Origin of the sequence: Rhodanobacter sp. B2A1Ga4 (assembly GCF_018101315.1) — a bacterium.
Classification (GTDB): domain Bacteria; phylum Pseudomonadota; class Gammaproteobacteria; order Xanthomonadales; family Rhodanobacteraceae; genus Rhodanobacter; species Rhodanobacter thiooxydans_A.
Map to the genome: position 1 here is coordinate 1,094,336 of NZ_JADBJR010000001.1, position 26,212 is coordinate 1,120,547.

31 protein-coding genes are annotated in these 26,212 nt (G+C 67.5%); 17 read left to right on the top strand and 14 right to left on the bottom strand.

What is annotated here, in order from left to right; translation table 11 throughout:
• Positions 1–70: 70 nt before the first annotated feature.
• Together IMW82_RS05065 and IMW82_RS05070 are read left to right on the top strand one after the other, a co-directional pair.
• A complete protein-coding gene (locus IMW82_RS05065) occupies positions 71–838 on the top strand; it encodes an ATP-binding cassette domain-containing protein (protein WP_108472574.1) in 768 nt (255 codons plus the stop codon).
• Positions 838–2,328 (top strand): glycine betaine ABC transporter substrate-binding protein, encoded by a 1,491-nt coding sequence (locus tag IMW82_RS05070; RefSeq protein WP_108472573.1) that lies wholly within the window; start codon positions 838–840, stop codon positions 2,326–2,328. Before IMW82_RS05065 ends, IMW82_RS05070 begins: the two co-directional genes overlap by 1 nt.
• Positions 2,329–2,335: 7 nt before the next feature.
• Here the strand turns inward: IMW82_RS05070 and IMW82_RS05075 are convergent, their stop codons facing one another.
• Positions 2,336–2,680: a zinc ribbon domain-containing protein YjdM gene (locus tag IMW82_RS05075; protein WP_108472572.1), complete on the bottom strand. Its 345-nt coding sequence runs from the start codon at positions 2,678–2,680 to the stop codon at positions 2,336–2,338.
• Between the two features lie 119 nt (positions 2,681–2,799).
• On the opposite strand from IMW82_RS05075, the gene IMW82_RS05080 reads away from it, so the two are divergent.
• From IMW82_RS05080 to IMW82_RS05090, 3 genes are all read left to right on the top strand, one after another.
• Positions 2,800–3,165 carry a VOC family protein gene (locus tag IMW82_RS05080; RefSeq protein ID WP_108472571.1) on the top strand — a complete coding sequence of 122 codons (366 nt, stop codon included), beginning with the start codon at positions 2,800–2,802 and terminating at the stop codon, positions 3,163–3,165.
• Positions 3,166–3,227: 62 nt separating this feature from the next.
• On the top strand, positions 3,228–3,782 hold the full coding sequence (locus tag IMW82_RS05085) for a sulfur transferase domain-containing protein (protein ID WP_108472570.1): 555 nt from the start codon (positions 3,228–3,230) through the stop codon (positions 3,780–3,782).
• A 103-nt stretch (positions 3,783–3,885) separates the two neighbouring features.
• Positions 3,886–4,818: a DMT family transporter gene (locus IMW82_RS05090; protein ID WP_108472651.1), complete on the top strand. Its 933-nt coding sequence runs from the start codon at positions 3,886–3,888 to the stop codon at positions 4,816–4,818.
• A gap of 22 nt (positions 4,819–4,840) precedes the next feature.
• On the opposite strand, the gene IMW82_RS05095 is transcribed toward IMW82_RS05090, so the two are convergent.
• The 3 genes from IMW82_RS05095 to IMW82_RS05105 all read right to left on the bottom strand — a co-directional run bounded on the left by IMW82_RS05095 (position 4,841) and on the right by IMW82_RS05105 (position 6,747).
• Positions 4,841–5,524: a 2'-5' RNA ligase family protein gene (locus tag IMW82_RS05095; protein ID WP_108472569.1), complete on the bottom strand. Its 684-nt coding sequence runs from the start codon at positions 5,522–5,524 to the stop codon at positions 4,841–4,843.
• 155 nt (positions 5,525–5,679) lie between these two features.
• Positions 5,680–5,946 carry a DksA/TraR family C4-type zinc finger protein gene (locus IMW82_RS05100; RefSeq protein ID WP_108472568.1) on the bottom strand — a complete coding sequence of 89 codons (267 nt, stop codon included), beginning with the start codon at positions 5,944–5,946 and terminating at the stop codon, positions 5,680–5,682.
• Positions 5,947–5,982: 36 nt separating this feature from the next.
• Entirely contained in the window at positions 5,983–6,747 is a 765-nt protein-coding gene (locus IMW82_RS05105) for a hypothetical protein (RefSeq protein ID WP_108472567.1), read from the bottom strand.
• 132 nt (positions 6,748–6,879) lie between these two features.
• Here IMW82_RS05105 and IMW82_RS05110 point away from each other — a divergent pair, with 132 nt between their 5' ends.
• The 6 genes from IMW82_RS05110 (at position 6,880) to IMW82_RS05135 (ending at position 12,478) form a co-directional block, all read left to right on the top strand.
• Positions 6,880–8,649, top strand: a complete 1,770-nt coding sequence (locus IMW82_RS05110) for an acyl-CoA dehydrogenase family protein (protein ID WP_108472566.1) — start codon at positions 6,880–6,882, stop codon at positions 8,647–8,649.
• A 23-nt stretch (positions 8,650–8,672) separates the two neighbouring features.
• A complete protein-coding gene (locus IMW82_RS05115) occupies positions 8,673–9,086 on the top strand; it encodes an OsmC family protein (protein WP_108472565.1) in 414 nt (137 codons plus the stop codon).
• Between the two features lie 201 nt (positions 9,087–9,287).
• Positions 9,288–9,836 (top strand): cytochrome oxidase, encoded by a 549-nt coding sequence (locus tag IMW82_RS05120; RefSeq protein WP_108472564.1) that lies wholly within the window; start codon positions 9,288–9,290, stop codon positions 9,834–9,836.
• Entirely contained in the window at positions 9,833–11,320 is a 1,488-nt protein-coding gene (locus tag IMW82_RS05125) for a cbb3-type cytochrome c oxidase subunit I (protein WP_108472563.1), read from the top strand. The genes IMW82_RS05120 and IMW82_RS05125 overlap by 4 nt, the downstream gene beginning before the upstream one ends.
• Positions 11,292–11,909, top strand: coding sequence for an SCO family protein (locus tag IMW82_RS05130; RefSeq protein ID WP_108472562.1), 618 nt, complete (start codon positions 11,292–11,294; stop codon positions 11,907–11,909). The genes IMW82_RS05125 and IMW82_RS05130 overlap by 29 nt, the downstream gene beginning before the upstream one ends.
• Positions 11,906–12,478, top strand: a complete 573-nt coding sequence (locus tag IMW82_RS05135; protein WP_108472561.1) for a hypothetical protein — start codon at positions 11,906–11,908, stop codon at positions 12,476–12,478. Before IMW82_RS05130 ends, IMW82_RS05135 begins: the two co-directional genes overlap by 4 nt.
• 24 nt (positions 12,479–12,502) lie before the next feature.
• On the opposite strand, the gene ubiM is transcribed toward IMW82_RS05135, so the two are convergent.
• Both ubiM and IMW82_RS05145 read right to left on the bottom strand, forming a co-directional pair.
• On the bottom strand, positions 12,503–13,726 hold the full coding sequence (gene ubiM / locus IMW82_RS05140; RefSeq protein WP_108472560.1) for a 5-demethoxyubiquinol-8 5-hydroxylase UbiM: 1,224 nt from the start codon (positions 13,724–13,726) through the stop codon (positions 12,503–12,505).
• A gap of 97 nt (positions 13,727–13,823) precedes the next feature.
• Positions 13,824–14,063 carry a hypothetical protein gene (locus IMW82_RS05145; protein ID WP_108472559.1) on the bottom strand — a complete coding sequence of 80 codons (240 nt, stop codon included), beginning with the start codon at positions 14,061–14,063 and terminating at the stop codon, positions 13,824–13,826.
• Between the two features lie 163 nt (positions 14,064–14,226).
• Here IMW82_RS05145 and IMW82_RS05150 point away from each other — a divergent pair, with 163 nt between their 5' ends.
• The 3 genes from IMW82_RS05150 to IMW82_RS05160 all read left to right on the top strand — a co-directional run bounded on the left by IMW82_RS05150 (position 14,227) and on the right by IMW82_RS05160 (position 16,534).
• Positions 14,227–14,886 carry a glutathione S-transferase family protein gene (locus tag IMW82_RS05150; protein ID WP_108472558.1) on the top strand — a complete coding sequence of 220 codons (660 nt, stop codon included), beginning with the start codon at positions 14,227–14,229 and terminating at the stop codon, positions 14,884–14,886.
• 21 nt (positions 14,887–14,907) lie between these two features.
• A complete protein-coding gene (locus IMW82_RS05155; RefSeq protein ID WP_108472557.1) occupies positions 14,908–15,573 on the top strand; it encodes a DUF899 domain-containing protein in 666 nt (221 codons plus the stop codon).
• A gap of 172 nt (positions 15,574–15,745) precedes the next feature.
• Positions 15,746–16,534, top strand: coding sequence for a hypothetical protein (locus IMW82_RS05160; protein ID WP_108472556.1), 789 nt, complete (start codon positions 15,746–15,748; stop codon positions 16,532–16,534).
• Positions 16,535–16,673: 139 nt separating this feature from the next.
• Here the strand turns inward: IMW82_RS05160 and cycA are convergent, their stop codons facing one another.
• The 7 genes from cycA to IMW82_RS05195 form a co-directional block, all read right to left on the bottom strand.
• Positions 16,674–18,071, bottom strand: a complete 1,398-nt coding sequence (cycA, locus tag IMW82_RS05165; protein WP_108472555.1) for a D-serine/D-alanine/glycine transporter — start codon at positions 18,069–18,071, stop codon at positions 16,674–16,676.
• Positions 18,072–18,156: 85 nt separating this feature from the next.
• Entirely contained in the window at positions 18,157–19,056 is a 900-nt protein-coding gene (locus tag IMW82_RS05170) for a cytochrome c (RefSeq protein ID WP_108472554.1), read from the bottom strand.
• Between the two features lie 192 nt (positions 19,057–19,248).
• Entirely contained in the window at positions 19,249–19,758 is a 510-nt protein-coding gene (locus tag IMW82_RS05175) for a hypothetical protein (RefSeq protein WP_211004000.1), read from the bottom strand.
• A 115-nt stretch (positions 19,759–19,873) separates the two neighbouring features.
• On the bottom strand, positions 19,874–20,173 hold the full coding sequence (locus IMW82_RS05180) for a DUF3144 domain-containing protein (protein ID WP_211004001.1): 300 nt from the start codon (positions 20,171–20,173) through the stop codon (positions 19,874–19,876).
• A 96-nt stretch (positions 20,174–20,269) separates the two neighbouring features.
• Positions 20,270–20,626 (bottom strand): hypothetical protein, encoded by a 357-nt coding sequence (locus IMW82_RS05185; RefSeq protein ID WP_211004002.1) that lies wholly within the window; start codon positions 20,624–20,626, stop codon positions 20,270–20,272.
• Between the two features lie 351 nt (positions 20,627–20,977).
• Positions 20,978–22,132, bottom strand: coding sequence for a GGDEF domain-containing protein (locus IMW82_RS05190; RefSeq protein WP_211004003.1), 1,155 nt, complete (start codon positions 22,130–22,132; stop codon positions 20,978–20,980).
• Between the two features lie 141 nt (positions 22,133–22,273).
• Positions 22,274–23,080 carry a helix-turn-helix domain-containing protein gene (locus IMW82_RS05195; RefSeq protein WP_211004004.1) on the bottom strand — a complete coding sequence of 269 codons (807 nt, stop codon included), beginning with the start codon at positions 23,078–23,080 and terminating at the stop codon, positions 22,274–22,276.
• A gap of 191 nt (positions 23,081–23,271) precedes the next feature.
• Here IMW82_RS05195 and IMW82_RS05200 point away from each other — a divergent pair, with 191 nt between their 5' ends.
• The 3 genes from IMW82_RS05200 to IMW82_RS05210 all read left to right on the top strand — a co-directional run bounded on the left by IMW82_RS05200 (position 23,272) and on the right by IMW82_RS05210 (position 25,774).
• Positions 23,272–23,670 (top strand): DUF3224 domain-containing protein, encoded by a 399-nt coding sequence (locus tag IMW82_RS05200; RefSeq protein WP_211004005.1) that lies wholly within the window; start codon positions 23,272–23,274, stop codon positions 23,668–23,670.
• Positions 23,671–23,710: 40 nt separating this feature from the next.
• On the top strand, positions 23,711–24,955 hold the full coding sequence (locus tag IMW82_RS05205) for an MFS transporter (protein WP_211004006.1): 1,245 nt from the start codon (positions 23,711–23,713) through the stop codon (positions 24,953–24,955).
• Positions 24,956–25,063: 108 nt separating this feature from the next.
• On the top strand, positions 25,064–25,774 hold the full coding sequence (locus tag IMW82_RS05210; protein WP_211004007.1) for a DUF899 family protein: 711 nt from the start codon (positions 25,064–25,066) through the stop codon (positions 25,772–25,774).
• 33 nt (positions 25,775–25,807) lie between these two features.
• Here the strand turns inward: IMW82_RS05210 and IMW82_RS05215 are convergent, their stop codons facing one another.
• Entirely contained in the window at positions 25,808–26,173 is a 366-nt protein-coding gene (locus IMW82_RS05215) for a YciI family protein (RefSeq protein WP_211004008.1), read from the bottom strand.
• Positions 26,174–26,212: the final 39 nt, after the last annotated feature.

Consider the following 26,212-nt stretch of genomic DNA (forward strand, 5'->3'; position numbering starts at 1 on the left):
CGCAGTCGCATTGCCCACCGGCCCCGCTTCCCCCGCCACCGGACTGAAGGTCGACACGCCATGACACGCCATGTCCACGGCTGAGTCCTCCGGCGGCATCGCCTTCGCGCTGGCGCAGGCCAGCAAGCGCTACGGCAAACTGCACGCGCTCGAGTGCACCAGCCTGGCGTTCGCCGCCGGCACCACCACGGCACTGATCGGCAGCAGCGGCTCGGGCAAGTCCACCGTATTGCGGCTGCTGCTCGGGCTGGAATGGCCGGACCACGGCCATGTTGAAGTCGACGGTCGGCCCCTGCAGCGCGCCGACGTGCTGTCGCTGCGCCGGCGGGTCGGCTACGTGATCCAGGATGGCGGCCTGTTTCCCCACCTCACCGCACTGGGCAACCTGGCCCTGCTGCCGCGCCACCTGGGCTGGAACCGCGAGCGCATCCGGCAGCGCGCGGAACAACTCGCCGCACTGACCCATCTGCCGGCTGGCGTGCTGGAGCGCTACCCGGCCGAACTGTCCGGCGGCCAGCGCCAGCGCGTGGCGCTGATGCGCGCGCTGATGGCCGATCCCGACGCGCTGCTGCTGGACGAACCGCTGGGCGCGCTCGACCCGGTGGTGCGGCACGAACTGCAGGACGAGCTGAAACAGATCTTCGACCAGCTCGGCAAGACGGTGATCGTGGTCACCCACGACCTGGCCGAGGCGGCCTGGTTCGCCGAACGGCTGGTGCTGCTGCGCCGGGGCGCCGTGCTGCAGGACGGGACGTTCCGCGACCTGCGCGACCGCCCCGCCGATGCGTTCGTCAGCCGCTTCGTCGCGGCGCAGCGACGCTTGCCGGAGGCACCGTGATGCGCGGCACGCTGCCTCTGCTGATCTTGCTGCTGGGCGCCTGCCTGCTGCCCGCGCCGGCACAGGCCACGCCGGTGCGCATCGGTTCCAAGCAGTTCACCGAATCGGTGATCCTGGGTGAAGTGGCGCTGGCCAGCGCGCGCGAGGCCGGCGTCGATGCGGTGCACCGGCGCGAGCTGGGCGGCACCAGCATCCTGTGGCGCGCCCTGCTCGAAGGCGGGATCGACGCCTATCCCGAATACACCGGCACGCTCACCCAGGAACTGCTGAAAGGCGTGCCGGCGAACGCGGACATCGCCACTCTGCGCGCACGACTGAAACCCCTGGGCATCGGCATCACCGACTCGCTCGGCTTCAGCGATACCTATGCGATCGGCATGCGTGCCGACGTCGCCGCGCGGCTGGGCATCGCCGACATTTCCGACCTACTGCAGCACCCCGCCCTGCGCTTCGGCTTCTCCAACGAGTTCATGGACCGGGGCGACGGCTGGCCCGGCCTGCGCCAACGCTACGGCTTGCCGCAGACCAAGGTGAGCGGCCTCGACCACGCGCTGTCATACCGCGCGGTGGCCAGCGGCGCCGTCGACGCGATCGACCTGTACAGCACCGACGCGGAGATTCCCTACTACCACCTGCGCACGCTGCGCGACGACCGCCACTACTTCCCGCGCTACGACGCGGTCTACCTGTACCGCCTGGCGCTGGAGCAAAGCTCGCCCGCCTTCGTCGGCGTGCTGCGCAAGCTCACCGGCAGCATCGACGAGGATGCGATGCGCGCGATGAACGCGCGGGTGAAACTGCGCGGCATCGGCGAAAACGTGGTGGCCGCGGATTTTCTCGGCATCCATGCGGGCGGCCACGATGGCGGGCCGTGGTCGCAGCTGCTCCAGCGCAGCGCCGAACACGTGAAGCTGGTGGCGATCTCGCTGGGACTGGCCATCCTGCTGGCGATCCCGCTGGGCATCCTGGCGGCCCGGCAACGGCGGCTGGGCCAGTGGGTGATCGGCCTGACCGGCGTGCTGCAGACGGTACCGTCGCTGGCGATGTTCGTGTTCATGATCCCGCTGCTCGGCATCGGCACCTGGCCGGCGATCGCCGCGCTGTTCCTGTACAGCCTGCTGCCGATCGTGCGCAACACGCACGCCGGCCTGGTCGGCATCGCGCCGGAATTGCGCGAGTCTGCCGCCGCGCTGGGCCTGCCGCCCGGCGTGCGGCTGCGCCGGGTGGAACTGCCGCTGGCGATGCGCTCTATCCTGGCCGGCATCAAGACCGCCGCGGTGATCAACGTGGGCACAGCCACGCTGGCGGCGCTGATCGGCGCCGGTGGTTATGGCCAGCCGATCCTCACCGGCATCCGGCTGGACGACGTGGGCCTGATCCTGCAGGGCGCGATCCCGGCCGCCGTGCTGGCGCTGCTGGTGCAGAGCCTGTTCGAGCTGGTCGAGCGCCGGCTGACGCCGCGCGGACTGCGGATCGAGGCGCGCCAGTAGGCTCAGCTCAAGCCTTCTTCAGGAAGCACGCCTTCAGCACCAGTCCCTTGATCTTGTCCGAGTTGCCTTCGATGTGTTCGTCGTCGCCGTCGACCAGGCGGATGTTGCGGATCAGCGTGCCCTGCTTCAGCGGGATCGACGAACCCTTCACCTTCAGGTCCTTGATCACCGTCACCGTGTCGCCGCTGTTGAGCACGTTGCCGTTGACGTCGCGCACCACCAGCGTGGCATCGGCCGCAGGCGCACCGGCCGCGATCGGCCACTCGTGGCCGCAGTCGGCGCAGACGTAGTTGTCGCCGTCCGGATAGGTGTTCTCCATCGCGCACAGCGGGCAGGCGGGGATGTCGGACATCGGTCGATCCTGGTCATTCCATCAAGGGGTTGGCGATTATACGGGCGCACGTCGCATGCCTTCACGCGCTCGACATCGGCATGACGCTAGCTTTGCGTGCACCGCCGCGGAGACTTGCCATGCATCCCCACCCGGTTCTCGCCACGGTTGCCGCCAGCGACTTCGCCGCTTCCAGCGACTGGTACGCCCGCCTGTTCGGACGGATGCCGGACAACGGTTCGAACGACTCCTGCGCCGAGTGGCAGATCGCCCGCTGCACGCGGATCCAGGTGTTGCCCAGGAGCGAGTTGGACGAGACGAGCCCGCATGCCGGCTCGGTATCGCTCGGCATCATCGTGGACGATCTCGACGAGATCCTGCTCGGCCTGCAGGGACGGCAGATCGACGTACCGTCGCCGCAACTGGCGACCCACTACGTGCGCTTCGCCCCGGTATGCGATCCGGACGGCAACCTGGTGACTTTCGTGGAGTCGGCCGCCGCCTGAGGGCCTGTTCGAAGTCTCCGGCCCGGCTATCCTGATCGCATCCCGCCCTCAGGTATCCACCGATGTACCGTCCGCTGCTGCTGTTGCTGGCACTTGCCATGCTCGTCTCCGTTTCCGTCGCCGCCGCGCCGGAAGAAGCCGCCATGGCCGGGCTTGCCCATGTCGCGTTCCCGGCGCCGCACCGCGTGGCCTCCGGGCGTTTGCAGGCCGGTGACATCGCCACGCTGAAACGCGCCGGCATCCGCCAGGTGATCGATCTCAGCCTGGACAGCGAGACGCCCGGCTTCGACGAAGCCGCCGCCGTGCGGGCAGCCGGCATCGGCTACCACAACCTGCCGATCCGCGGCGCCGGCGACCTGACCCGCGCCCGGGTCGTGCAGTTCGACCGCCTGCTGCGCGACGCCGGCGACCAGCCGACCCTGGTGCATTGCGCCAGCGGCAACCGGGTGGGTGCGATGATCGCCCTGCGTGCCGCGCTGATCGACGGCCTGCCGGCCGAGGCTGCGCTGGCGGAAGGTCGGCGCTGGGGACTGAAGGGCCTGGAACCGGCCGTGCGCGAGCGGCTGCAGGCGTGGTCGGGCGGTGGAACAGACACCGCAGCACCGCCCGCGCACTGAGGTTCCTCGCCAGGCAGCGCAACAACACCGCCACCGGCCGGGCGAAAGCCGATGCGCGGGTGGGGTACCATGCGCGCCTCCCCCAGCTTCCCACGGCACGGTCCTGGACCCGATCCCTGCATCGCCGCCCACCTCCACGCCGCTGCCGCTGCGCGCGGTGCTGCTGATGCTGGGCAGCGCCGGTTTCTTCGCGCTGATGGCGGTGTCGATCCGGCTCGCTTCCGCCCAGTTGCACCCGTTCCAGATCACCTTTTTCCGCAGCACCTTCGGCGCACTGTTCGCGCTGCCGCTGCTGTATGTGCACGGCTGGCAGCTGCTGCACACGCCACGCTTCGGCTTCTACGTGATGCGCTGCGTACTCGGCATGGGCGGCATGCTGGCCGGCTTCTGGGCGATCGTGAACCTGCCGCTGGCCGAGGCGGTGGCGCTGTCGTATTCCTCGCCGCTGTTCGTCACCATCGGCGCAGTGCTGTTCCTCGGCGAGGTGGTGCGCCTGCGCCGCTGGAGCGCGGTGGTGGCCGGCTTCATCGGCGTGCTGGTGATCGTGCGGCCCGGCAGTGACGCGTTCACCGCCGGCAGCCTGGTCGCGCTGCTGGCGGCGGGATTGACCGGTGCGGTGACGATCAGCATCAAGTCGCTGACCGGCAGCGAGCCGGCCGACCGCATCGTGCTGCTGACCACCCTGCTGTGGGTGCCGCTGTCGCTGCCCGCCGCGCTGCCCGTATGGCAATGGCCGCACGCCGGCATCTGGCCGTGGCTGGTGCTGTCCGGCGCGCTCGGCACCAGTGGGCATTACTGCTGGACGCGCGCGCTGCGGCTGGCCGACGCCTCGTTGCTGGCGCCGTTCAGTTACCTGCAGCTGCTGATCGTGGCGGTGTTGGCCTGGTGGATCTTCGGCGAAGAGGTGGACCACTACACCGCGGCGGGCGCCGCCATCATCATCGGCGCCAGCCTGTACATCGCCCACCGCGAACACAACCTGGCGCGCCAGCGGCGTCGCGAGGCGTGCACCGCGAACGCCGAGCCGTCGATCTGACGCGAGCCGCGTCCGGTGCCGATCACTCCCCGTCGAACCAGTCCGGCAGTTCCGCAAGGTCCGGCAGGCTGGCCATCTCCGCCAGCAGGTCGAGCGGCTCGGGCGCGGCTACCGCCGCCAGCGGCCAGCGACCAACCACTTCGTACTTCGACTGGCCGAAGAAGCTGCGGATCAGCACGAACTCGGACACGCGCCAGTGGATTGCCGCGACCGATTCCTCGATCGCATCGACCGCATGGCCATGCAGCAGGCTCACGTGCGGCAGGAAGCTGGACACGCCACTGACCTGCAGGCCCACACGAAGCTGCGCCGCGGCAATCGCCTTGCGCAGGCTCAGCGCCGCCTCGGTAGTGGCGCTGTCCGCGCACAACACGAACGGAAACTGCCCGTCCCTGGCGCTGAAGCGCATCGCCGCATCCAGCGTGGCCACGAACCCCGGCGCACGCACTTCGCCGGCCGCGGCCAGCAGCGCCTCCTCCAGCGGCTGCCGCAATCGCCACTCGGGCTTGCCCATCGGGCACAGCGTCAGGTGCAGGCTGTCGATGCCGACCGGCGATCCGCTGACCCGGTGCGATTTGCGGAAACGCTCGCCCACGCCGGCGATCGCATTGCGTGCCTGCTCATCCGGCAGCAACGCGAAGAAATAGTTGATGCCAGCGGCGAGTTCGGATGGGTTCGATGCGGTAGAAATGGCCTGTGCCTCCAAGCAATCACGCCAGTAATCCGTTGCCAACCGCCCCGCGAGACCCGGGTCGGCCCGGTCGATAGAGCCCGAGCTTGCCGCTTGTCGACGGAGCGCACAAGCACCCGCCCCCACGCGCCCGCGCTTCCGTGCGGCGGTTGTCGTTTGCGCGCACCCGTTCAGCGCAGCTGGCTGTCCTTGCTGCCGCGGCGATTGTACAGACCGGCACTGCGCTGCCCCGCATCCTGCGCTTCCTGGCAGGCCACGCACAGGCGCACGCCAGGCACGGCCTTGCGCCGTGCCGCGGGAATCGGCGCATCGCATTCCTCGCAGTGCTTCAGGCCCGGCCCCTGGCGCAGCTGCTGGCGCGCCCGCTGCACCGCGTCGCTGACCGTGGCGTCGATCTGGTCCTGTACCGCGCCGTCGCCTGCCCAACCGGTTGCCATGGCCCTACCTCCGCAAATCGGGATCGTGGGCGGCGCTCAGTGCGCCTTCGCCCGCAAGCCCTGGATATAGTTCAGTTCGCCCAAGGACTTGGGTTCGCCGGGAACGAGTTTCAAGCAGCCCTGGTAGGCCCCGGCCGCCTCGTCGAGCCGATGCAGTTCGACCAGTGCGTAACCCTGACCACGCAGTGCCACGCACTTCAACCGGGTGGCTTGCGCGGGCGTGGCGCCGCTGATGTCCGCATCGCCCTCGGCCTCCTGGTACAGAGCCAGCATCCTCTTCCAGTCTCCGTCGCGCTGATAGGTGAACGCGAGTTCGCTCTTGTACTGGCTGTCCATCGGCGACAAGGCCAGGGCCTTTTCCAGTTCGGCCCGTGCATCCGCATAACGGGCCATCTCGCTGTAGGCGTAGCCGCGAGCCCAGTACGCCATCGCCCAGGCCGGGCCGATTACCTGCACCGGCACGTCCGCCTTGCCATTGACTGCCTTGCTGCCCAGCCCGGCGTAGGTCAGTCCATCGACCATGCCGCGGGCGCAGAACACCTTGCCGGGCTTGCCCGCATACATCGTTTCGTACTTGTCGACGACCTCGGTCAACGGCCCCTCGACCGCCAGCTGGATCCTGCCGCTTTCGATCATCTTCAGCGCGTCGTGCACCTTCTGCAGGTCGGCGTCGGCCGCTGACTCGCCCGTTTCGTCGAGGGTCAGCGTGATGGTGTTGGCCGGCCTGGTCGGCGCGTGCGACGCGCAGCCCGCCAGCAGGAGCGGCGCCGTCAGCGCCGCGAAGATGCCGAAACGATGCATGGACTTCCCCTGTTGAAATGCCTGGCGAGCATACCGCGGCCACCGGGCGATCCGGCCTGCGGCGATTGGCGGCATCGCCTTCGGCGCCCCAGGTGCCAGAATGCGCTTTCCACCCCGCCAGGAGAATGCGTCGTGAACACGCCATCGCCCGCCACCCATGAGCAGCCCGCACTGCGCAGCGACGACAGCGCCGCCAAGCAGCTGTTCCTGGGCAACATCCTGGAGGAGAACCTGTTCCCCTACCCCGAGATCAACGCGCGCGACAGGGAAATGCTGGGCGCCATGACCGACGCGATCGACCAGTTCCTCGCCGACAAGGGCGCCGCACTGAAGCAGTACGACCGCGACGCCGAGCAGCCAGCCGGGTTCATCCAGGCGCTGCGCGAGATGGGCCTGTTCGGCCTGATCATCCCCGAGCAGTTCGGCGGCATGGAACTGTCCAACGGCGCCTACGCACGCGTGCTGGGTCAGACCAGCAGCCACGACAGCTCGGTCTCGCTGACCATCGGCGCGCACAGCTCGATCGGCATGAAAGGTCTGCTGCTGTTCGGCAGCGACGAGCAGAAACAACGCTACCTGCCGAAGCTGGCCAGCGGCGAGATGATCGCTGCGTTCTGCCTCACCGAATCCGGCGCCGGCTCCGACGCCGCCTCGATCCGCACCAAGGCAACGCGCAACGACGACGGCAGCTGGACGCTTTCGGGCGAGAAGATCTGGATCACCAACGGCGGCATCGCCGACTTCTACACCGTGTTCGCGCGCACCGACACGCCGGAGGGCAAGATCACCGCGTTCCTGGTCGAGGCGAAGTGGCCCGGCGTGAGCCACGGCCCGCACGAAGACAAGATGGGCATCCGCGCATCAAGCACCACCACGGTCGCATTCGCCGACGTGCGGGTGCCGCCGGAAAACGTGCTGGGCCCGGTCGGCAAGGGCTTCAAGGTGGCGATGAGCATCTTGAACAGCGGCCGCACCGGTCTGGGCGGCGGCGCAGTCGGCGGCATGCGCACGCTGATCCGCCTGGCCAGCGCGCAGGCGAAGGAGCGCAAGCAGTTCGGCCAGTCGATCGCCGAGTTCGGCCTGGTGCGCGAGAAGATCGCGCAGATGACGGTGGACTGCTTCGCCGCCGAGAGCGCGGTGTGGATGGTGGCGCACCTGATCGACGGCGGCGGCAGCGATTACTCGGTCGAGGCGGCGATGAGCAAGGTGTTCGCCAGCGAGGCGGTGCAGCGCGCGTCCTACGAGGCGCTGCAGATCGCCGCCGGCAACGGCTTCATGCGCGAGTTTCCGTACGAGCAGATCACCCGCGACACGCGCATCCTGTCGATCTTCGAGGGCACCAACGAGATCCTGCGGCTGTACATCGCGCTGTCCGGCCTGAAGGGCGTGGGCGCGGGCCTCTCCGAGCTGAAGGCCGCCGTGGGCGACATTTTCAACGAGCCGATCAAGGGCTTCGGCGTGCTCGGCAGCTACACCGGCCGGCGCATGCGCGAGGCTACCGGCTACGGCATCGACCGCATCGCACACGAGCTGTCGCCGCGGCTGCGCAAGGTCGCCGCCACCTACGAGAAATACACGGTGGAACTGTCCAGATCCTCCGACGCGCTGCTGCGCCGCTACGGCAAGAAGGCGGCCGACATGCAGCACGCGCAGAAGCGCCTGGCCGACATCGCGATCGACCTGTTCGTGGGCCTGTGCGTGCTGTCGCGCGCCGACAGCCTGCTGAAGCAGGCGCATCCCGCTGCGGACGAAGCCGTAAGCATCGCCGAAGTATTCGCCCGGCAGGCGCGCCGGCGCATGGCGCGTAACGTGCGCGGTCTGGAACGCAACGAGGACGAGGCGATCGAACAGCTGGCCGGCGCGGTGCTCGCGCACGACGGCTACATGTGGGACGTGATCTGAAACCCGACGCAGGAGTACCCGCCATGAGCATCCCCACCGTCCGCGCCAGCACCGGCGGCGCGCCGTACGCAGTCGAGTTCACCGACGACCAGGGCAACACCTGGCACGCCGACGAACCAGTCGAGGAAGGCGGTGCCAACACCGGCCCGGCGCCGCACCGGCTGCTGCTGTCCGCGCTGGGCGCCTGCACCGCGATCACGCTGCAGATGTACGCAGCGCGCAAGGGCTGGCCGCTGCAACATGTCGACGTCGAGCTCGCCTTCAACCCCGACGGCACGCCCGAGTCGGGCAACGACATCACCCGCGTGATCACCTTGCGCGGCGAGCTGGACGACGCGCAGCGCGAGCGCCTGCTGCAGATCGCCAACAAGTGCCCAATCCACAAGGTGCTGACCGGCGAGGTGCGCATCGCCTCGCGACTCGGCGACTCCCCGTGACGCCCTGATACCGCGGTTCGGGCCGCCATTCGACAGGTTGTCGTGCCGGCGTCATGCGCGCCGCAACACGGCCGTCTGGAAGGCTATTCCGTGACAGGCCTCGCTGCCGCCATCACGACCTCCCCGCCATCTTTCCTTGACACTGCTGCCGAGACGGCGTAGACGGGCTTGGACGTGGCGCTTTCCGGGGAGAGCACGACCATGATCTTCCAGAACATGATCTGGGCCATCACGCTGACGGGGATGGGGCTGGTGGCACTGGGCTTCGTCTATGCCATCGTCCAGGCCGGCAGGCCGGCCGGGACCGCCGAGGCCGCACGCGCCCACCGAAGTTCCATCACCTTGCGCCGCGGACTGTTCCTGGCGCTGCTGCTGCTTGGCATCGGGATCGCCTGGGCCAGCCTGCGACCCTTTCCCATTCCGCTGCAACACGAACCGCTGCAGGCCGCGCAGGTCGTCAACGTTGTCGGCCATCAATGGACCTGGGATGTCAGCGAGACCCGGCTCACGGTCGACGAGCCCGTCGAGTTCCGTGTTACCAGCGACGACGTGAACCACGGCTTCGCGATCTACGCGCCGGATGGCCGTATCGTCATCCAGACCCAGGCGATGCCCGGCTTCACCAACAAGATCCTGTACACCTTCCGCACGCCGGGCACCTACCGGATCATGTGCCTCGAATACTGCGGCGTCGCCCACAACGGGATGACCGCCGAACTCGACGTCGCCGCCCGGGGGCACAAGTCATGAGCTCGCTCGAACTCTACCCGCAGGACGAAAGACTGCCGCGCGGCGAACACGTGGCGTTCAACCTGTACATGATCACCGCGTTGCTGCTGTTCGTGCTGATGATGCTGCTGGGCCTGACCATGCGCATGACCCAGGCTGACTGGACGCCGGTCCAGGCCGCGATGTTCTACAAGGTCATGACCATGCACGGCGCCGGCATGGTTGGCACCATGAGCCTGGCCAGCACCGCGGTGATGTGGTTCTTCCTGCGCAAGTACGTGTCGTTGCACCTGTGGGCGTTCGTGAGCAACTACGTGCTGTTCATGCTGGGCGCGCTGTGCATCATCGGGGCGGTATTCATCGGCAACTTCGCCAGTGCGTGGACTTTCCTGTACCCGCTGCCGGTGCACTCGATGGGCCAGTGGAGCAACGGCGCCGCCGCCGTGTTCATGGTCGGCTACCTGCTGATCGGCGTGGGCATGCTGCTGTTCTACCTGGATGCCGCCGCGGCGATCATCCGCCGCTTCGGCAACCTGGGTCGCGGACTGGGGCTGCAATGGCTGTTCGGCGGCGAGATCGATCCGAACCATCCCAAGGCCGTGGTCGCCAGCACCATGGTGATCATCGCCAACTCGCTCGGCATCCTGGCCGGCGCGGTGGTACTGGTGATGTGCCTGATCAATGCCTACGACCCGGAGGTGGCGCTGAACGCGCTGGTGGTGAAGAACCTGATCTACTGGTTCGGCCACATGATCATCAACGCCACCATCTACATGGGCGTGATCGCCGTCTACGAATTGCTGCCGCGCTACACCGGCAAACCCTACGGGGTCTCGCGGCCGTTCCTGTGGTCGTGGGCGGCGAGCACCGTATTCGTGATCATCGTGTTCCCGCACCATCTGCTGATGGATTACGCCGAGCCGCGCTGGATGCTGGTGATGGGCCAGATCATCTCCTACGCGGCCGGCTTCCCGGTGTTCCTGGTCACCGCCTACGGTGTACTGACCAACATCCACCGCTCCGGGTTGCGCTGGAAGATGCCCTCGATGCTGGCCGTGCTGGCGCTGTTCGGCTGGGCCGCCGGCATCGTGCCGGCGATCATCGACGGCACCATCAGCGTCAACCGGGTGATGCACAACACACAATGGGTGCCGGGACACTTCCACTTCTACCTGCTGCTCGGCGTGCTGCCGATGATCCTCACCCTGCTCTACCACGTGGTCGGCAGTCGCCAGCAGGCGCCGGTCAACAGCGGAACCGACCGCGCCGGCCTGCTCCTGTATGTCGTGGGCGGCATCAGCTTCTGCATGGTGTTCCTGTACGCCGGCCACATGAGCGTGGCGCGGCGCTTCGCGGCGCACCTGCCGGAATGGCTGCCGTACGACCGGGCCGGTTCCATCGCCGCGATGGTGCTGATCCTGGGCATGCTGCTGTTCGCCACGCGCATCATCGTCGGCCTGCTCAAGGCGCCGGTCGATGCCGATCCTGCGCACCCTGCTGGCTAGCGCCCTGCTGCTGGTGCTCGGTGGCGCCGTGCTGACGGTCGCCACCGACGGTTTCCACGCGTTCACCAGCGAAACCGCGCGCCGCCTTGCGGTGCGGCGACACCCGCCACCGGTGCCGGCCGTGACGCTGGAAACCCAGTCCGGCGCACACGTCAACCTGGCCGAGCTGCGTGGGCGCTGGGTGCTGGTCGACTTCGTCTACACCCGCTGCCTCAGCTGGTGCCTGGCGCTGGGCGGCGAATTTGCGCAATTGCAGGATCAGCTCGCCGCGCCGCTGGCCGACGGCAGGCTGGTGCTGCTCAGCATCAGTTTCGACCCGACGCACGACACGCCGGCCGAACTTGCCGCCTACCAGAAACGCTTTCGTGACCGCGGCCCCGGCTGGATCGCCGCCCGACCAGTCAGCGATGACGGGCTGCGGCAGCTGCTGCGCACGTTCGGCGTCACCGTGGTGCCGGACGGGATGGGCGGCTACGTGCACAACGCCGCGATCCAGGTCGTCGATCCGCAAGGACGGCTGGTGCAGATCCTCGATGCGGGCAATCCGCAAGCGGTCGCGCAGACCGTGCGCAGCAAGCTCGAACGATGATCACCGGCCTGCAGCGCCCGGCCCCGGCCTTCGCCGCGCTGTTGTTCGCGGCCTTGCTGCTGCCGCCGTCGCGGCAACTGCTGGAAAGCCGCATGGTTCTGCAGATGCTGGTGCAGATCCCGCTGTTGATCGGCGTCGGCTACCTGCTGCCGGCCGCGCTGCCGCCGCGGCTCGACGCCAGCATCGCGCGCTGGAATTACCACGGCATCACCAGCCTGGTGCTGGCCAGTCTGGCCGGCATGTTCTGGATGCTGCCACGCTCGCTGGATGCTGCCGTCAGCGAGGCCTGGATGGCGTTCGCCAAATTCACCAGCGTGCCGCTGCTGATCGGCCTGCCGTTGGGGCTGGGCTGGCCGCGCATGGGTTTTGTGGTGCGCGGCGTATTCCTGCTCGAACTGATCGCCACGTTTTTCCGGCTGGGCTGGCTGTACCTGGTCTCGCCGGTACGCCTGTGCAACAACTACCTGCTCGACGACCAGCAACGCGCGGGCGAAGCCATGCTGGCGATCGGCAGCCTCCTGCTGGCCGGCGTGGCCATCAAGTTGCTGTGGGGACGTTTCGACCGATAGTAAGCAGACGCCCGCACGGTTCCCTCAGGCCCATCGCGGCGGGCGCAAACGGCGCAGCGGTGCCGGCACGCCGCCGTGTTCGGCGGTCAGCCCCGACATCACCAGCCGCCGGAACGGCGCCAGCCGCGCGCCCGCACCCAGCGCCAGCTTGCGCAGCGCGCGCGCCGGGCGGCGGTCGTCGGTGTACAGGCCGGCCAGCAGGTTGGTAGCCAGGTACAGCGGCCGCGTGGCCAGCCGCAACCGGCGTTCGTAACGCGCCAGCAGCGCGGGCGCGGCGATGGACTGCCCGGCGGCCTGCGCGGCGCGCAGCTCGCGCGCCAGGATGTCCTGCCCGAGCAGGCCGAAGTTGAAACCGTGCGCGGTGACCGGATGCATGCCCACCGCCGCGTCGCCGATCAACGCGAAGCGCTCGGCGACGAAACGCTTCGCATACACGCCCACCAGCGGATAGGCGCAACGCGGGCCGGCCACGCTCATCGCGCCCAGCCGGTGCCCGAAGCGTGCGGCCATGGCGGCTTCCAGCGCCGCATCGTCCAGCGCCAGCAGCTCGCGCATCACCGGCGGGGTCAGGGTCAGCACCACCGAAGACGTGTGCGCATCGTGCAACGGCAGCAGGGCCAGGGTCTGGCCGTGGCCGAACCATTCCCACGCCACCTGTTCGTGCGGCACCTCATGGCGCATGCGCAGCACCAGCATGGTCTTGCCGAAGTCGCGCATCTGCGCACCGATGCCCATCGCGCGGCGGGTGTCGGAGTAGCGGCTGTCGGCCGCGACCAGCAGTTGCGCATGCAGCGTGTCGCCACCGTCCAGTTCGACCCGGACGCCGTCGGCATCGGTACGCACCGCGCCGACCCGCGCGCCGGTGATGCGCTCGACCTCGGGCAACGCCATCACCTCCTCGTACGCGGCACGGCGAATCGCGTGGTTGCTCACCAGCCAGCCCAGCTGCGACTTGCCCGCCTCGTCGTGGCGGAACATCAGGCCATCGCGGTCGTCGCCGTCGAGCACCAGCGCGTCGCGCAGGGTGCCAACCTCCTCCTCGCGCAGGCGCGCCCACAGGCCCAGCTCGTGCAGCAGCCGCTGCGAGTGGTGGGTGATCGCGATCTCGCGACCATCGTCGGCGGGTACGATCAGCGCAGCCTCCTGCTGCCGTTCGATCAGCGCGATGCGCAGGCCGCTGCCGGCCAGCGAACGGGCGAAACACAAGCCGGCCGGGCCGGCACCGATGACCACGATATCGAAGGACATGGGTGGGACACTCCAGAAAATGATCACCGGCAAGCTGCGGGGCGCGGCGCCGGCCCGCGTTGACGCCGGTCAGGAAAACCGCCGGCTGGCCGCCGCGTCAGCCACCGCAACCGCCACAGCAGATCGACGGCAGCTGCACCACCTGCTTCGGCGCCACCGGCCAGCCAACCTGCCGCAGCACCTCGATCAGGTCCGCCGACGTCATCACGGCGGATACCCGCAGCACCAGGCCGCTCATGTCGAGATCGGCCACCGCGGTCGGATCGATGTCGAACAGGGCATCCTGCACGACGGCAGGACTGGGGGACGCATCAGTCAGGGCGATATGGAATTCCATCGGATTGCCTCGTTTCATGGACACTGTCACGGTGTCGTTGACACCGATATTCGGCAGCGTCGCCGGCCGCCGCCTTGACCCCGGTCAAGCGCGGGCCCGGCCATGTCGATCCGGCCGGCGGCCATTCGTCGCATGGACAACCCACACCACAAGGCGATCCGCCATGTCCCTCGCGTTCTACGCCCATCCGTTCTCCTCCTACTGCCAGAAGGTGCTGATCGCGCTGTACGAGAACGGTACAGCGTTCGAATGGCGCGTACTCACGCCGGACGATGCCGTCACCGACGCCGAATTCACCGCGCTGTGGCCGATCCGCCGCTTTCCCCTGCTGCGCGACGGCGAACGCACGGTGGTCGAATCGAGCATCATCATCGAGTACCTCGACCGGCATTACCCCGGCAGCGCACCGCTGATTCCCGTCGACGCCGACACCGCGCTCGAGGCGCGTGCGATGGACCGCTTCTTCGACAACTACGTGCACACGCCGCAGCAGAAGATCGTGTGGGACAGCCTGCGCCCCGCCGCCGACCGCGATCCCTACGGCGTGAAGGAAGCGCGCGCCATGCTCGACATCGCCTACACCTGGCTGGACCGGAAACTCGCCGACCGCCACTGGGCCACCGGCGGCGACTTCAGCCTCGCCGACTGCGCCGCCGCGCCGGCGCTGTTCTACGCCGACTGGACCCACCCGATCCCGCCGGGATGCGCCAACGTGCTGGCCTACCGGCAACGCCTGCTGGCGCGCCCCTCGTTCGCCCGCGCGGTGGACGAGGCACGCCCGTACCGTTCGTACTTCCCGCTCGGCGCACCCGACCGCGACTGAGCGAACCCGCAGGAGACCACCATGAAGAACCATCCACCCATCGTCAGCCGCGAACAATGGCAGGCCGCGCGCCACGCCCAGCTCGCGGAAGAAAAGGCACTGACCCGCGCGCAGGACGCCGTGAACGCCAAGCGCCGGCGCCTGCCGATGACCCGCGTCGACGACGGCTACACGTTCGCCTCGCCCGCCGGCACGCACAGCTTTGCCGAGCTGTTCGAAGGCCGCCCACAGCTGATCGTCTACCACAACATGCTGGCGCCGGATTCGGACCATGTCTGCCCCGGCTGCTCGTTCTACTGCGACCAGATCGGCAACCTGGCGCACCTCAACGCGCGCGGCGCCACCTTCGCGGTGGTCTCGCGCGCCCGGGTAGCCGAGATCGAGCCGGTCAAGGCGCGGCTGGGCTGGCGCTTCCCCTGGTACTCCTGCTTCGGCAGCCGCTTCCACGATGACTTCGTCGCCGCCGAAGGCGCCCCGTTCGGCCTGTCGGTGTTCCTGCGCACGGAGGAAGGCATCTTCCAGACCTGGTTCACCACCGGCCGCGGCATCGAGCTGCCCATCAGCACCTTCGGCCTGCTCGACGCCACCCCGTGGGGCCGCCAGGAAGCCTGGGAGGACTCGCCTGAAGGCTGGCCGCAGCAGCCCACCTGGAGCCAGGTGAAGATCCACGACCAATACCCCGGATAACCCTGCCAGGGCACGCCGCCCCGCGGGCAGGCACGGCTGGCCCGCCCGTCATGCATCGTTGCCGGTCGCGGGCTTCACGTATCAGTAACGTCGCCGCGACAATGCTTGAAGGCGCGGCGCCCGAGGGCCAGCGCGCCGGCGGTACGACCCGGGCCCCAATCTGGAGGCAATCATGAAACGGCTGCTCCTCGCGGGCTTCGCGCTCGCGTTGCTGGCCCCTGCGCTTGTGTGGGCGCAGGACTCGTTCACCGGTACCTGGAAACTGGACCCGGCCTCGGTACACCGTACCGGCAAACCGCTGGTGATGTCGCTCAAGGACGGCATGTACCAATGCAACTGCACGCCAGCGATCAGCGTCAAGGCCGACGGCGAGGATCACCCGGTCAGCGGGCACGAGAACTTCAACACGGTGGCCATCAAGGTCGTCGACGAGCACACCATCCAGGAAACCGACAAGCAGAATGGCAAGGTCGTGTCCGGCGGCAATTTCACCGTGGCGGCGGACGGCAAGACCGCCACCAGCGAGTTCACCCAGTACCACGACGGCGCCGCAACCGGCGGCGCCAAGGCGACGTTCAAGCGGACCAGCAACGGCGCCGCGGGGTCGCACGCGGTCGCCGGCTCATGGCAATTCAGCCAGGGCATCAGCGCCAGCGGTGGCATCTCCAGCGACACCTACAAGGTCGCCGGCAATGACATCAGCTACAGCGACGAATCCGGCAACGCCTACACCGCCATGATCGACGGCAAGGCCGTGCCGCTGATGAACCACGGCAAGCAGGACGGCACCGTGTCGGTGAAACGACTGGACAAGCAGACCCTTCGCGAGACCTACCAGAAGGATGGAAAGACCACGCTCACCAGCACCATGAGCGTGTCCGCCGACGGCAGGACCATGAAGACATCCAACCACAACCCCAAGTCCGGCCGCACGACGTCGTTCGATTCGAACAAGCAATGAATCGTGCGGGGCCGCGCAGCGACCTTCATCGCAGCGCGGGCGACACGGAAAGGCCACGCCCGCGTGGCCTTTCCTTCCCATGGCACGGATCCGGCGACGTAGCGCAGCGGCCCGCTGCCACCGCGTCGATGCCGCCCGCTTACTCCACCGGTACGGCCGCCGCGCGACGCGCCCGGCGCCCCTTCCACAGGTAGCCGATGCCCAGCAGCACGAACCACACGGGGCTGGCGATCAGCGCCTCGCGGGTATCCGGCTGCAGGCTCAGCAGCACCAGCACGAACACGAAGAACGCCAGGCACACCCAGCACATGAACACGCCGCCGGGCATCTTGTATGTCGACGCTTCGTGCAGCTGCGGCCGCTTGCGCCGGTAGGCCATGTAGGCGAACAGGATCAGCGACCACACGAACATGAACAGCACCGCCGACAGCGTGGTGATCAGGGTGAACGCGGTGATCAGGTCGGGGATCAGGTAGATCATCGCCGCGCCCAGCAGCAGGCAGAAGCAGGAGAACAACAGGCCCAGCGACGGCACCGCCGCCCGCGACAGCCGCGCGAACGCCTTCGGCGCGTGCTGCTCCTCGGCCAGGCCGTACAGCATGCGACTGGTGGAGAAGATCCCGCTGTTGGCCGAGGAGGTGGCCGAGGTCAGCACCACGAAGTTGATCAGGCTGGCCGCGGCCGGGATGCCGGCCAGCACGAACAGCTCCACGAACGGGCTCTTGCCAGCTTCCACCAGGCGCCACGGCGTCACCATCATGATCGCGACCAGCGCCAGCACGTAGAAGATGATGATGCGCACCGGGATCGAGTTGATCGCCTTGGGCAGGTTGCGCTTCGGGTCGGCCGTCTCGGCGGCGGTGGTGCCGACCAGCTCGATGCCGACGAAGGCGAACACCGCGATCTGGAAGCCGGCGAAGAAGCCGCTCATACCCTTCGGGAAGAACCCGCCGTCATTCCACAGATTGGCCAGCGAAGCCTTGTGTCCGCTCGGCGAGGTAAAGCCCCACGCAACCAGCGCGAAGCCGGTGACGATCAGCGCGATGATCGCGATGATCTTGATCAGCGCGAACCAGAATTCCATCTCGCCGAACAACTTCACCGTCACCAGGTTCAGGCTGAGCAGCAGCAGCACGCACAGCACCGCCGGAATCCACGGCGCCAGCCCGGGGAACCAGAACTGCGCGTAGGCGGCGATCGCGATCACGTCGGCGATCGCGGTGATCACCCAGCAGAACCAGTAGGTCCAGCCGCAGAAGAAACCGGCCCACGGCCCGAGCAGGTCGGTGGAGAAGTCGATGAAGGATTTGTACTCGAGGTTGGACAAGAGCAGCTCGCCCATCGCCCGCATCACGAAGAACAGCATCACGCCGATGATCAGGTAGACCAGCAGGATCGACGGCCCGGCCAGGCTGATCGTCTTGCCCGAGCCCATGAACAGGCCGGTGCCGATCGCGCCGCCGATGGCGATCAGCTGCAGGTGCCGGTTGGAAAGGCTGCGCCTCAGATGCTCGGGGTGTTCCAGCGATGCGGTCATGCGGCGCGCCTTGGCGTTGGGAAGCCGCCAACATACAGAAAAGCGCACGCGGCATCCATGCGCCACATGGATGCCACAGCGCAGCTCAATGCTGCCCGTGCGGCTTTGCCGGCAGGGTGCGGAAGTAGGCGTACAGCGCACCGACCTCATCGTCGGTGAGGAAGCGGGTCACCCGCACCGGCATGTAGTCGGTCTTCAAGGCACGGCCGCCCGGCGTCACGCCCTCGCGCAACGCCTTCTTCAGGTCGACCTCGCTCCAGCTCGCCAGGCCGCTCGGGTCCGGCGTGAGGTTGGCGGCATCGGGCCAGTCCGGCGGGGTGCCCGGAATGTGCCCGCCGGAGAAACCCTTGCCGTGGCAGCCGGCGCAGGCGGTGGCGAGGTAGGCGCCGTAGGCGGCGGTGGGGCCGGCTGCAGGCGGCTCGCTGTGCTGCACGGCGTGGTCGACGATCTCCGCCGGCAACAGCGGCACCTTGCCGGCCACGAACAGTACGCGCCCCAACGGGCCGACCCGGTTCGCCGGCGGCGTGCGATCGACCGCCGGCACGCTGTGCAGGTAGGCCAGCAGGTCGCCCAGGTCCGCATCGCCGAGGTGGCTGAACTCCTGCGCCGGCATGAACAGCAACGAGCGCCCGTCCGGCGCCACGCCGTGGCGGATCGCGCGCACCCGGTCCACGTCGGTGAGCTTGCCGCCCGGCCCGCCCGGCGTGAGGTTGCTACCCGACAGCCGGGCGAACAGCGGATTGTCGATGAAGGTGGCGCCGCCCAGGTCGGCGCCGTGGCAATCCTTGCAGCCGCGGATCGCAGCCAGGTGGCTGCCCCGTTCGACTGCCGCCGCATCGGTGGGCACCACCGGCACCGGCGGGTCGATCCGGTACACCTTCGCCATGCGCCGCTCGCTCAGCACATAGGCCGAGAGCACCACCGCCAGCAACAGCACCAGCACAGCGGCCAGCAGGCGGCCGAGCCACTTCCATACCCTGCGCATATAGCCCCTCCCCATCCCCCGATGCGGAAGCAGGCAGAGTAGTGCGATACCGGGCGTCGCGCCATCGGAATTCCGGGGCCATCTCATGGCCAACCAATCCCACGTCCAAGGCTCGCCAGCGCGAAGGGCGAGGGTTAATTAGCCACGCCCCCTTTTATTGTACGAATCTCCAGACGGCGCCTGACACCTGAATCAAGTCGAGCCGTGAAGCGGCTTCGGCTTGAATGAATTGTTTGCCGAGCAATCGACAGCTTTGTGCTGCGCCTGTCTGGACAAGCCTTCTGCCTGCGCATATCCCCAGAGCCCGAGAGCAAGGAAAGGCACAAACGCCACCAAATGCAAGTAACCAATGATTTTTGCCCCGGCCCCCCGCCGAATTCTGATCAGGCGCAACGATTTCTCGCGCAAGGGCGGGACCTGTCCGTCTCTGAGGATCTTGAAGCCACGCCGCCCGAATGCAAAGGCCACGACAAGCCCAGCGAGAAACGGCAGGCCGACAAAAAGACCCTGCCACAGCACGGTAGTCCCGCTGACACCAAAGACAGTCCGACATTGCGCCGAGGCTGAAAATTCACGCAACCAAGGAGAGAGCCAAAGCTTCTCAAAAGCTACAAGCAACCCTCCCGCCGCTGTACCAAGCAACGCAATCCGAATTCTTTCGGCTCTGCTGTACTGCTCTGCAAACTCTGGAGATTCATCCATTGCCAGCTAACGCCTGAGTTGAGTGGCGGTGAAGTCGTCCGCCTTGAACGAGTTAAGCGGCGGCGAAGCCCGCCCGCCTTGAACGACTGATCAGCTGTGCAGTTCAAACTTGATGCTACGTCTCACTTTCGGGTTTGGCCATGTAGCCAGCATAATTCTCGAGGTAGTCGTCGAGGTGCTCGCCGAGCATCTTGCGATACTCCTCAAGGTAGTAGCTGAGGATGCTTTCTCTCTCGGACGCCATGACGTCTCGGGTGCCTGAGTTGATTGCTGCCACGTACGCGTTGAATCTAGCTGCGCCGTAGAGAAACGAAGCGCTGACCTTGCCGCGACTGACCGACTTCAAGTGTTCATTGGCCAAGGCGATGTGCGCATCGGCCCTGTCGTAAAAGGTGTCGTCTACCTGGTCTGTCATGGTCTTTGCTTGTGAGGCCTAACGCTGGAGTTAAGCGGCGCGCGGCTTTTTCGCGCGTCCGCTTGGACGAACAGTTAGTTGCGGATTGGCTGAAAACTACAATCCATTTGTGGCGCACATTTGTTGTGCAATTGTGTCTCCGTCGTCCGAATCGATGTGCATAATCATGGCCACGGGATTACCATCCTTGTCTTTTGCGAAATACATACCATAGAACGTTGTGTAGCCAACATAAGCGCCGTAGCTATTCTTTGCATTGACTTCGCCACAGACATTGTCTTTCGAGATGCGAACATTCTTGAGCTTCACGCTATCTGGATCTTTCAGCGTCTGCACCTCAGAGAATGCGCTCTTGACTACCGTCAGTTGCTTTGGCGTGGCAGAGTGATCCGCCGCAAATGCAGGAGATACTATGGCGAATGCAAGTGCTGCCCCAACAAAAATGTTTCTCATCGTGTTCCCTCTTGGATATCGTGCCAGTTCATAGGTGGAGACTAACGCTTAGTAGACCCCAAAAGTGGGGTATTGCACCGAGTATGCGGCTCCGCCCCTGACCGCACAAGCGGACAATTCCTAAAGCCGATCAAGCCCTTGCAAACCAGCGCTAGCACCAGCATCGGTACGAATACAGGCAGCGGTGTTATCCAACCCTTTTGAGGGTGTACGAGTTACACAGGCAAAAGTGCGGGTATGACCGGGTGCGGAAATGCCGTGGCTGCCGGGTCGGTGCAGGCACGTCGGAGATAAAGAGGCGGGTTTGCGTTCCCGGGACAGAAAGCTGACCCACCCATGCCCTGGCTCTCTCTACGCCCCCGGATTCCACGCCACCTGATTGCGACCCTGGTGCTTGGCCCGATACAGCGCGACATCGGCGGCATTGACCAGTTGCTCGAAGTCCGCGCCAATGGCCGTGGCTCCGCCCACGCTGGTGGTGATGTCGATGCTGCGGCCATCGAACACTGCCGGTTCCGCCGCCACGGCGGCGCGCATGCGCTCGGCAAGTGCGCCGGCGGCCGCGGGCTTGATGGCAGGCAATACCAGCATGAACTCCTCGCCACCATAACGCGCGAACAGGGCCTCGCGGGCCAGCCCCATGCCACGGATCACCCCGACGAAATGGTTGAGCACCGCGTCGCCCGCCGCATGGCCCCAGTTGTCGTTGATCGACTTGAAGTGGTCCAGGTCGAACATCAGCACGCTGCAGGCCTGCCCGCGTGCGCGACAGGCATCGACCAGGCGCTCGCCCGCCTCGATCAGCGCGTTGCGATTGAGCAGGCCGGTGAGCCCGTCGGTGCGCGCCAGCCGGCGCAGGTCCAGGGTCAGCCGCTCGGCCAGCATCAGGGTGAACCCGGTGCTCAGCAGGAACGAGGACAGGATGCCGAACAGGTAATTCCAGGTGGTGAGCAGTTCGTCGAGCCGCGTGTGTGCGAACAGATCCGGAAACAGCACCACCACCGAACGCAGCAGGTAGAACAGCGCGTCGATGATGAAGATCAGCGCGGTGAAGCTGCAGGTGTTGCGCATGTCCCGCGGCGAGCGCCACAGCAGCACCCAGACCATCCACACGTCCCACACCACGCTGTAGCCGCCGAACATCAGCGCCGAGACCGTCTGCGTCGGCGGCCACAGGTAGACGTAGACCTGGCAGGCGACGAACAGGCCCACCACCGCCATCGGCCAGCGCCAGCGCAGCGGATAGCGCAGGTGGATGGCGATGCCCATCAGCATCAGCGCGTTGGCCAGCGCGATCAGGCCGCCGCCCACCACCGTGGAGAGCAGACCGCCATTTTCGTTCAGGCCCTGGAGGAGCGCGGCGGCGGTTATGACCCAGAACGCGGTAGCCCAGATGCGCAGCGCCGGCAGGCCACGCAGCACCAGCCCGAGCAGGGTGAAACTTATCGAGATGGCGATGCCGATGGCCGCGCCGATGACGCCGAGCGTATAGATGTCGAAGTGCATGCCCATTCCCGTATGCGGGCCGAAAGCCAGGGCCGGCGTGCCGCTTCCGTCATGCGCACGCGGGACCTTCGGGCCGCCACGCCCCGCAAGGTAGCACGGCAGGACGCCGGCATCGCCGGCCAATACCACGCCGCGCCAGCCTCAGCCCGCCCGCTCCCGCCGGGCATATTCCGCCGGCGGACACCCCACCAGCGCCCTGAAGTCGCGGATGAAATGTGCCTGGTCGAAGTAGCCCAGCTCCAGCGCCAGCTGCGACCAGTCCACCGCGTCACCGGCATCGACACGCTGCAGCGCCTCGTGCATGCGGTAGCGGTTGATCACCCACTTCGGGCCGATGCCCACGTACTGGTTGAACAGCCGCTGCAGCGTGCGCAGAGTCAGGGACCAGCGCGAGGCCACGTCGTCGAGGGTGCGGATGCTGCGCTCCGTGGCGATGGCGTCCACCACTTCGCCCACGCGCAACGCCTGCGCATCGGGCGGCGGCAGGTGGGCGGCGAGGAAGTCGCTGGCCAGCGCCACCATGCGTTCGTCGTGCGGCTGCGCGCGCAGGATCGCCTCCAGCTGCGCCGCATCGTCGCCGAACACCTGTTGCGGCGGGATCGAGCGGTTGCGCAAGGCGGACACCGGCTGCCGCAGAAAGCCGTGGAACCCGCCGGGACGGAACTTCACGCCGAACACGCCACCGCACCTTTCCAGCATGGTGCTGAAACGGCCGCTGTGAATGCCGTGGATGCGACTGCCGCCGGCTTCGCACACCAGGTGTACGTTCGGGTGCGGCAGCGTTTCACGCAGCTGCGGCGGGCCGCCCTGCAGGTCCCAGCGCACGATCCAGTAGTGCTGCACCACGCCGGCCAGTACAGGCGGCGGCGCGATACGCGCATGGTGGAACACGCCCGCCACCGGCGCATGGCGCAGCACGCCACGAGCCTCGCCGACGCCCGCGTTCATGCGCGCCACCCACCGCAGATGGCGCCGGCCTGTCGCGTTTTTACAATCATCGATGCTCCGGCCGTGCTTTCATGTCGGCACGCGACACCACGCAGGAGTTTCCCATGAAGGTTGCGATGCTGCTCCTGCTCACCGTCGCCGCTTCCCTGCCTGCGGCAGCCCTTGCACGAACCCCCACGGAGCCCGTCCCCATGCACGCCACCGGCAACTTCGACGTCAAGATACAGCCGCAGACCCCCGACAACCCCCAGGCCAGGGCCTCCGGCTTCGGCCGCCTGTCGCTGGACAAGCAGTTCCATGGCGACCTCGATGCCACCAGCCAGGGCGAGATGCTGGCGGCAGGCGACGGCACCACTTCCGGCGCCTACGTGGCGCTGGAAAAAGTCAGCGGCAAGCTGCATGGCCGCAGCGGCAGCTTCGTGCTGGTGCACCGCGCGCTGATGGTCGGCGGCACGCCGCGGGAATGGACCGTCACGGTAGTGCCCGAGTCCGGCACCGGCGAACTGGCCGGGCTGGACGGCGCGATGACGATCACCATCGTCGACGGCAAGCACGGTTACGATCTGAGCTACACCCTGCCCGGCCACTGAATGGCCCGGGCTGCCCCATGAAACCCCGGGAAGCACCACGATGAGCCAGCCCACGGAAGCATCCGGCAGCGCCACGGCGAAAACCCCTTCCGTGCTGCGGCGGATTCCGGCCGGCATCTGGGCGCTCGGCATGGTCTCGCTGCTGATGGACACCTCCTCGGAGATGATCCACGCGCTGCTGCCGGTATACCTGGTCAGCGTGCTCGGCGCCTCGGCACTCGCGGTCGGCTTCATCGAGGGCATCGCCGAAGCCACTGCAGCGATCACCAAGGTGTTCTCCGGCGTGCTGTCGGACTGGCTGGGCCGGCGCAAGCTGCTGGTGGCGATCGGCTACGGCCTCGCCGCGTTCACCAAGCCGGTGTTCCCGCTGGCGAGCACGCTCGGCTGGGTGGTCACCGCACGCTTCGTGGACCGCATCGGCAAGGGCATCCGTGGCGCGCCGCGCGATGCGCTGATCGCCGACCTGGCGCCGGCCGAACTGCGCGGCGCCTCGTTCGGCCTGCGCCAGTCGCTCGACACGGTCGGCGCGTTCCTCGGCCCGGCTCTGGCGATCGCGCTGATGTGGCTGGCTGCCGACAACATCCGCCTGGTGTTCTGGTTCGCGGTGCTGCCGGGCTTTGCGGCGTTCGCGCTGGTGGTGTTCGGCGTGCACGACGTGCCGGACAGCGGGGAAAAGAAGCGGGCACGCTCGCCGTTGTCGCGCACCGAGCTGGCCCGCCTGCCGCCGCTGTACTGGGGCGTGGTGGCGATCGCCGCGGTGTTCACCCTGGCCCGTTTCAGCGAGGCCTTCCTGGTGCTGCGCGCGCAGGAACTGGGGCTGGGGCTGGTACTGATCCCGCTGGTGCTGGTGGTGATGAACGTGGTGTACGCCCTGTCGTCCTACCCGGTCGGCGTGCTGGCCGACCGCTTCGACCGCGGCACCCTGCTCGGGCTGGGCGTGCTGGTACTGGTGCTGGCAAACCTGGCGCTGGCCCTCGTCGGCGGACTGACCGGGCTGGCGTTGGGCGTGGTGTTGTGGGGCCTGCACATGGGCATGACCCAGGGCCTGCTGGCCGCGCTGGTCGCCGACGCCGCGCCGGCCGACCTGCGCGGCACCGCATACGGCATGTTCAATCTGGTGAGTGGGCTGACCCTGCTGGCGGCCAGCGTAGTGGCCGGCGAGTTGTGGGATGCGTTCGGCTCGCATGCCACCTTCCTCGCCGGCGCCGGTTTCGCAGTCTTGGCGCTGCTCGCGCTGGTGCCGGTGGCGCGGCGGGTGCGCCGGAACCAGCCCGCACCGGGCTGAACAGCGCATCGCACGACACGCTCGACAGGCAACGCGTCCACCGCGTCGATGTCGATTTCGTCGGCGCCTGTTCGTCATCCAGATAATCCCGAGCCCAGGAGAACCGCGATGAGCCGTGCCCCCACCCTGGTGCCCGCTGCCGAGCTGGCTGCGCGCAACCCCATGCGCTTTCCCAACGAAAGCGATGGCTACCGCCACGCGCGCACCGCGTTGCTGGCCGAGGAGATCGAGCTGCGCCGGCACATCGAGCGTGTCGCCGAACTGCGCCGCGCGCTGCCGCCCGGCGGCGAGGTGACCGGCGACTACCGCTTCCGGGGCGAACGCGGGCCGGTCGATTTCGCCGGCCTGTTCGGCGACCGGCAGACCCTGGTGGTCTACAGCTACATGTTCGGCCCGCAGCGCGCGCGGCCCTGCCCGATGTGCACCTCGCTGCTGGGCGCGTGGGACGGCGAGGCGCGCGATGTGGCCCAGCGGGTGGCGCTGGCCGTGGTGGCGCGTTCGCCGATCGAGCGCCTCGTCGCGTTCAAGAACGAACGCGGCTGGCGCGACCTGCGGTTGTACTCGGATGTCGACGGCGCCTACAGCCGCGACTACTTCGCCGTCGACCCGGACGGCGGCGACGGCGACCAGGCCGCCTTCAACGTGTTCACCCGCCGTGACGGCACGATCCGCCACTTCTGGAGCGGCGAGATGGGCTTCGAGAGCGCCGACCCCGGCCAGGACCCGCGCGGCGCACCGGACCTGATGCCGTTGTGGACCATCCTGGACTGCACGCCGGAAGGCCGCGGCACGGACTGGTACCCCAAGCTCGAGTACTGATGCTGGCGGCGGCGTGCAGCCGCCGCCGACCATTCACGGACGCGGTGGAACGCAGCTCTCGTCCAGCTGGCGCAGCTCGCACTCGATCTCCCAATCGTCGCCATGCACCTGCAGGAAGCGCCGGGTCAGCTCCAGCGCCTGCTGCATCGAATCGGCCTGCAGCAGCGCGTAGCCGCCGATCACTTCCTTCGTCTCGGTGAACGGGCCGTCCGTCGTCGTCAGTTTGCCGTGCGACAACCGTGTGCGCGTGCCTTCCGCGGTCGGCCGCAGCCCTGCGGTGTCCAGCAACGTGCCGTCGGCCATCATCTGCGCCATCAGCTTGCCCATGTCGTCCATCAGCTGCTGGCTGGGCCGCTGCCCGGTGTTCTCGTTGATCCGGATCATCGAAAGAAATCGCATCGTTGTCGCTCCCGCAGGTCATGGCGCAGCCGCGCGACC

Bases quoted from the DNA above. Each gene is read 5' to 3' on its own strand.
- IMW82_RS05065 (WP_108472574.1), top strand. From the start codon at position 71: ATGTCCACGGCTGAGTCCTCCGGCGGCATCGCCTTCGCGCTGGCGCAG.
- IMW82_RS05070 (WP_108472573.1), top strand. From the start codon at position 838: ATGCGCGGCACGCTGCCTCTGCTGATCTTGCTGCTGGGCGCCTGCCTG.
- IMW82_RS05075 (WP_108472572.1), bottom strand. From the start codon at position 2,680: ATGTCCGACATCCCCGCCTGCCCGCTGTGCGCGATGGAGAACACCTAT.
- IMW82_RS05080 (WP_108472571.1), top strand. From the start codon at position 2,800: ATGCATCCCCACCCGGTTCTCGCCACGGTTGCCGCCAGCGACTTCGCC.
- IMW82_RS05085 (WP_108472570.1), top strand. From the start codon at position 3,228: ATGTACCGTCCGCTGCTGCTGTTGCTGGCACTTGCCATGCTCGTCTCC.
- IMW82_RS05100 (WP_108472568.1), bottom strand. From the start codon at position 5,946: ATGGCAACCGGTTGGGCAGGCGACGGCGCGGTACAGGACCAGATCGAC.
- IMW82_RS05105 (WP_108472567.1), bottom strand. From the start codon at position 6,747: ATGCATCGTTTCGGCATCTTCGCGGCGCTGACGGCGCCGCTCCTGCTG.
- IMW82_RS05115 (WP_108472565.1), top strand. From the start codon at position 8,673: ATGAGCATCCCCACCGTCCGCGCCAGCACCGGCGGCGCGCCGTACGCA.
- IMW82_RS05120 (WP_108472564.1), top strand. From the start codon at position 9,288: ATGATCTTCCAGAACATGATCTGGGCCATCACGCTGACGGGGATGGGG.
- IMW82_RS05125 (WP_108472563.1), top strand. From the start codon at position 9,833: ATGAGCTCGCTCGAACTCTACCCGCAGGACGAAAGACTGCCGCGCGGC.
- IMW82_RS05130 (WP_108472562.1), top strand. From the start codon at position 11,292: ATGCCGATCCTGCGCACCCTGCTGGCTAGCGCCCTGCTGCTGGTGCTC.
- IMW82_RS05135 (WP_108472561.1), top strand. From the start codon at position 11,906: ATGATCACCGGCCTGCAGCGCCCGGCCCCGGCCTTCGCCGCGCTGTTG.
- ubiM (WP_108472560.1), bottom strand. From the start codon at position 13,726: ATGTCCTTCGATATCGTGGTCATCGGTGCCGGCCCGGCCGGCTTGTGT.
- IMW82_RS05145 (WP_108472559.1), bottom strand. From the start codon at position 14,063: ATGGAATTCCATATCGCCCTGACTGATGCGTCCCCCAGTCCTGCCGTC.
- IMW82_RS05150 (WP_108472558.1), top strand. From the start codon at position 14,227: ATGTCCCTCGCGTTCTACGCCCATCCGTTCTCCTCCTACTGCCAGAAG.
- IMW82_RS05155 (WP_108472557.1), top strand. From the start codon at position 14,908: ATGAAGAACCATCCACCCATCGTCAGCCGCGAACAATGGCAGGCCGCG.
- IMW82_RS05160 (WP_108472556.1), top strand. From the start codon at position 15,746: ATGAAACGGCTGCTCCTCGCGGGCTTCGCGCTCGCGTTGCTGGCCCCT.
- cycA (WP_108472555.1), bottom strand. From the start codon at position 18,071: ATGACCGCATCGCTGGAACACCCCGAGCATCTGAGGCGCAGCCTTTCC.
- IMW82_RS05170 (WP_108472554.1), bottom strand. From the start codon at position 19,056: ATGCGCAGGGTATGGAAGTGGCTCGGCCGCCTGCTGGCCGCTGTGCTG.
- IMW82_RS05175 (WP_211004000.1), bottom strand. From the start codon at position 19,758: ATGGATGAATCTCCAGAGTTTGCAGAGCAGTACAGCAGAGCCGAAAGA.
- IMW82_RS05180 (WP_211004001.1), bottom strand. From the start codon at position 20,173: ATGACAGACCAGGTAGACGACACCTTTTACGACAGGGCCGATGCGCAC.
- IMW82_RS05185 (WP_211004002.1), bottom strand. From the start codon at position 20,626: ATGAGAAACATTTTTGTTGGGGCAGCACTTGCATTCGCCATAGTATCT.
- IMW82_RS05190 (WP_211004003.1), bottom strand. From the start codon at position 22,132: ATGCACTTCGACATCTATACGCTCGGCGTCATCGGCGCGGCCATCGGC.
- IMW82_RS05195 (WP_211004004.1), bottom strand. From the start codon at position 23,080: ATGAACGCGGGCGTCGGCGAGGCTCGTGGCGTGCTGCGCCATGCGCCG.
- IMW82_RS05200 (WP_211004005.1), top strand. From the start codon at position 23,272: ATGCACGCCACCGGCAACTTCGACGTCAAGATACAGCCGCAGACCCCC.
- IMW82_RS05205 (WP_211004006.1), top strand. From the start codon at position 23,711: ATGAGCCAGCCCACGGAAGCATCCGGCAGCGCCACGGCGAAAACCCCT.
- IMW82_RS05210 (WP_211004007.1), top strand. From the start codon at position 25,064: ATGAGCCGTGCCCCCACCCTGGTGCCCGCTGCCGAGCTGGCTGCGCGC.
- IMW82_RS05215 (WP_211004008.1), bottom strand. From the start codon at position 26,173: ATGCGATTTCTTTCGATGATCCGGATCAACGAGAACACCGGGCAGCGG.